The 4,852-nt window shown below is 57.2% G+C and carries 4 protein-coding genes; all 4 read left to right on the plus strand.

Features of this window, described 5'->3' with window-relative positions:
• Window positions 1-536: DUF2345 domain-containing protein (locus tag ABI213_RS16400; RefSeq protein WP_348027887.1), on the plus strand; the 536-nt coding region annotated here is incomplete at its 5' end.
• Between the two features lie 104 nt (window positions 537-640).
• Entirely contained in the window at window positions 641-1,909 is a 1,269-nt protein-coding gene (locus tag ABI213_RS16405; RefSeq protein WP_348027889.1) for a hypothetical protein, read from the plus strand.
• Entirely contained in the window at window positions 1,906-2,904 is a 999-nt protein-coding gene (locus ABI213_RS16410; RefSeq protein WP_348027891.1) for a DUF6396 domain-containing protein, read from the plus strand. Before ABI213_RS16405 ends, ABI213_RS16410 begins: the two co-directional genes overlap by 4 nt.
• 426 nt (window positions 2,905-3,330) lie before the next feature.
• Window positions 3,331-4,674 (plus strand): T6SS immunity protein Tli4 family protein, encoded by a 1,344-nt coding sequence (locus ABI213_RS16415; RefSeq protein WP_348027893.1) that lies wholly within the window; start codon window positions 3,331-3,333, stop codon window positions 4,672-4,674.
• The last annotated feature ends 178 nt before the right edge of the window (window positions 4,675-4,852 follow it).

A 4,852-nucleotide genomic window follows, 5' to 3' on the forward strand; every position in this document is an offset into this window, starting at 1 on the left:
GCGCGAATGGCCATATCGACTGGGCTGCGGCGAAGAAGATCAGCATCAGCACCGCCGGTGGGGCGAATATCACCATTGAAGGGGGGAATATCACCACGCAGGCTCCGGGGCAGATTACGGTGCATGCGGGGCAGAAGGTGTTTGAGGGGCCGGGACGAATAAATCCGAGCATGCCTAGTTTTCCCAAAGGAAGTTTCGTCGTGCCGATGAACCTTACCTTCGATAACTCGCCCATGGGGATGAATACCGCTTGGGCGGGCATGCCTTACAAGGTGTACGCGAACGGAGCGGTAGTGAAGCAGGGAGTTATGGACGAGACTGGGGCGATAGAACTGATGCACTCACCTGCGATACAGCACTACCAAGTTGAGTTGTCTAACGGCATGAAATACGAAATTCCTGTGGTGGATGGATTTCGCAGCCCGGAAGAAGGCCCTCTGGCCGCAAAAGGGATTTTCAAAGGTGAGGACAAACAAAGTAGCAAGGCGTCGCGAACTGAATACCACGACGCACTCAAGGCAGCAGTTAATAGCTAAGCGTATGCATCTCCCATAACCGCTAACACTTTTTAGATCCCGAAAGCGCACACTTGGACAACAAACCCCCATCCGCCACCATTGCCATTCAACGTGGTGGCAGTATGAACGCCACCCTCACCCCGCCGTGGTTTGTCACACAGACTGAATACCCGCGCAAAGCTGCCACATTTGGGCTGTTGATCAACGGTGAAAACGCCTTTCTCGCCATTCACCAGGCCATTGAAGCTGCGCAAAAGACGGTGTGCATTATTTGCTGGGGCTTTCAGCCCAGCATGTATTTCATCCGAGACGGTAAAAACCCCAGTATTGGCGAACTGCTTGAGAAAAAAGCGCGTGAAGGAATCAAGGTACGCGTACTGTGCTGGTCTCAAGAAGTAAAGACCGACTGGACTACGGTGAACGTGGTCGGACTTGGAGACGAACCCAATAATTCTGGCCGACGTTACCTGGAGCCCAAGGGCAGACTCGAAGGCATGACCGACCAACAGTTTGACTACAGCCGCCAATGGTTTGACTTGTACGACGCGCAGACCGATAGCGCCATAAAACGCAAGATCCGCAGCATCTACCAAGGCATAACGAATGACACCTCCATGCAAAACCTGGTGTTTCGCAGCCGAGGCTTTAGTGCACCCGACCGCGCGTTGATCGCCACCAAGAGCTATCTCGACAAAGAGGTTTCCAAGACCACGCGCTTTTGGCTGGCAACCGTGGCCACCCACCACCAAAAAATGGTGCTCGTCGACCACGAAAGCGCTGACGATGCCATCGGCTTTGTGATGGGCCATAACATGCTGGACTGGTATTGGGACACCAGCGCCCACGCTATGCACGGCCGACCCTATGCGCCCAACCGAGGGCCTAGTGCGCCTCTACCCCGCGAAGACTTTTCTTCGCGCGTAACCGGCCCCATTCTGGAAGACCTGTATGACAACTTCCAGGCCGCCTGGAACAAAGCCTTGCAAGACGAACCAGGTCACGCACCACCCGATCCTCTGCCCAAGCGTTCGGGTGTGGCGTACAAGCAAAAGCCCAGGCCCGGTGACACTCCCTTGGTCGCACAGATTGTGCGCACCCAACCTCAAATGGGCCTGACAGACATCCAAACGATGTATCTGAAAGTGGTCAAAAATGCGACCCAGCTCATCTATATTGAAAACCAATATTTCCGCTGGCAGCCGCTGGCCGACTGCATCAAGGACCACGCAAAGAAAATGTCGCAGTGGGGACGCACACCGGAAGAACACGGCAAGCTGTACCTGTTTGTTATCACAAACACCTCCGACCAGGGCATGGGCTCAGGTGCCCAAAACACCCAGCGCATGCTGGAAAGCTTAGGCAGCGGCGCAGCCCTGCCCGCACCCGTATGACAGTTCCCGACCTGCCTGACAGGGCCAACCTCAAGCCCGCTGCCGCTTTTACCTGCGCCCATGAGGCCAAGCTCATTCCCCCACGTGACCCCGAGGCCGAGCAGCTCTACCAACACGCCCGCTGGCTGCGCAACGCCAACCTGCTCCAAGAAGACCCCGCAGCCTACCCCGCCATCGAGCGGCTCATCCGCATTGCCACCGCCTATGGCCATGACAAAGCCAACCTGGCTCTGCGCGGCATGCTCAAAAAAGGCCAGGCCCAAAGCCCCAACCCCATCAAAGAAAGTGTGGACCTGGTGGAGGACCTGCTCCACCGAGGCATCCCGGGTGGCTACTACGACATGGGCAACTATTTGATGGAAGGCTATGGCGTGGTAGGAGATATGGACTTGGCCATCCGCTATTACCGCAAGGCTGCAGACATGGGTAGCCCCGATGCGCAGTACCTCATTAGCACCAAGCTGGTTAACTTGAACAACCACACCAAAGAAGAAGCAGCCATTGGTTTGCAGATGCAGCGCTGCGCTGCGGAGCAAGGACACGCTGCCGCAGCCCTAGACCTAGGTGTGTATATCTATGAAGAAAAACCCCGTGAAGCGATGGAGGCCTATCAATTGGGCGCTAAAGCCGGCAGTACCCAAGCGGCAAGCAGATTGCAAGACGGGTTCACAAACACTGACCCCGCCATAGGCTACTACCTAGGTCAAACCAAAGCCGACCCCGAACGCGCGCGTCGCTACAAGGTCATCGGGAAAATGCTCTCGGATTACGATTACCGCGACCCTAAAGTGCCCGAGCTAGATTCCATTGTGCCCCTGCCCCCGGCCAAGCTGCCGCCGTGGGATGGCAAGCTGCAATGGCTAGAAGCTCAGAAGGCCAATGTGCCGCCACCGCTGCCCACAGCGGAGCGCATCGCCCAAATGGCCCATGCCAAAGGACTCGATCCGAAAACTGGACGGGCGCTGGGAGATGTAGCCAAAGGAAGCAAACCATGAATAAATGGCCGCGCAGGTTGTTACAGTACCAAACTTGGTTTTTTGTGAGTGTTGGAGCTGGTGGGCTTGGATCTTTAAACGCAATCTTTTACATGCTGGCGGCTGGCATAGGTGTCAGCGGAAGCGGGGGAGGCGTTCCAAAAAGTTCGGACTCCATATTTGGGAAACTATGCTTATCCGTTGCCATAGTTGCTGCTGTTATTTCGTTGGTTCTAACCTGGAGAAATCGCCCAGCTTCAGCAAAGACTTCGTGGCGAGTTCTAATCTCCATTGGCAATGTTCTTACAGTTTTCAGCTCCGTTTGTTTGTTCGCTTTTTTCATGCAATTTTGAGCGTCAGATGGTGGTATGGCAGGTCGCTCCCGGGCGATCCACGCGGCACATCTGTCGCCCAGGCCGGTAGTGTGGAATCTGCAGAGGGGGTGGTATGAAGTTGAACCGACGGGTATCCGCCCCCTTTGCACTCTTTACCCCCCATGCCTTCTCCAGTTGCATCCTGCTGGCGCTGCTGCTGGGTTGCAAGCCCTCGGGTGCAGAAAACCCCAGCGCCGCACGCCCCGAGCCCAAGCCGACGGCTGAGCAGCTACAGGAAGCCCGCCACGTGGGCTACACCACGCCTGCAGGCGTCCGCCAGGAATGCCTGGGGCGGCTGGTGTTCGACGTGCAACGTGATCTGCAGTGGGGCGTAAATGCACCGGGCTTACACAGCGGCGACCGCTACCGCTTCACCGAGAACATGCATGGCGGGCACGACGACCTCTGGGTCGGCAATACGCAAGTGGTAGTCATGGCTCCGGCAACATGGGCTAATGTTGAGCGGATGCAACGCGCCACAAATGCGGAAAAGAATATAGGTATTCTGCAATACCAAACGATGATTGAAACCGATACGGGCATCAACCAAGACAGAGTTACACGTTTAAATGACCCGAATTACCAAATGACGAGCGAAGACCGTGCAGGCGTGTTAGCGGCTATTGAGGCAACAAAGGCAAGCATCGTCGACACCGAAACCCGCATCGCCAATATCCAGAAAGACTGGCACCCCCTCGACCTGGGCATCCCCAAGAGTCTGGGCTATGCGGGTGGCCCGAACCTGTACGCCTTTGTGCTCCACGAAGGCCGCGCCTATAAGTTCGTCAGCGCCAGCGGCGAGGGTGAGCCGCCGTTTGAAGTCCGCCAGCAGGCGTTTCTGGACATGCTCAAACGCTTCCAGTTTCGCAAGATGTACGAGGTGCCCAAGGTACCCGGTATCTGCGTGCCTTACGGCTTTATTCCTGACGATGGGCAGCTGGGTTTCAGGGTAGAGGTATCCATGCGCTATGCCGATCGACCCGGTGTGATTTACACCGTCGGGACCGGGGTCGTAGGAGAGCGCGGCATCGATGGCTCGGAACCCAGCCTGTTGACCGCCATTGCCAGGGCCGGTACGGTTGGCATGGTGTCGGGCAGAGACGCACAACGCATTGGTCCACGCCAGACCAAGATCGGCGCACTCTCGGCCGAGCAAGGTGGGGCTTCGCTCAATGTTGCCGATGCCGGTAAACCACCGGTTCGCAGTTACAGCGTGTACACCGGCTACGGTGGCTGGGGCCATTCACGTGTGTTGCCCTACATCACCGTCGATATGCGCAGCTTTACCAAAGAGCAGGAGCCCACACTGAAGGCCAACCCGCCACCTCTGGAAGAGAGCATGGAGCGGCTGGATGGTCTGCTAAAAAGCATACGCCTGCGGCCAACTGAACCGGTGATGCCAGAACTGGTGCCTTGATTCGCAATAGGCCCAACGCTACCCAAGCTGGAGCGCTACGACAGCCCCGACCGAAGCCCGCAGCACCCTCTGGCAAGCCCGCTCCAGCGTGCGCACCCTGCGCCCCGGCACCCGCTTCACCCTCAGCCAGGGACCGCTGGCCTCGCTCACCTCACTCTCTGCACCGGACGCAGAAGAC

This window comes from Rhodoferax sp. (assembly GCF_039922535.1).
GTDB lineage: Bacteria > Pseudomonadota > Gammaproteobacteria > Burkholderiales > Burkholderiaceae_C > Rhodoferax_B.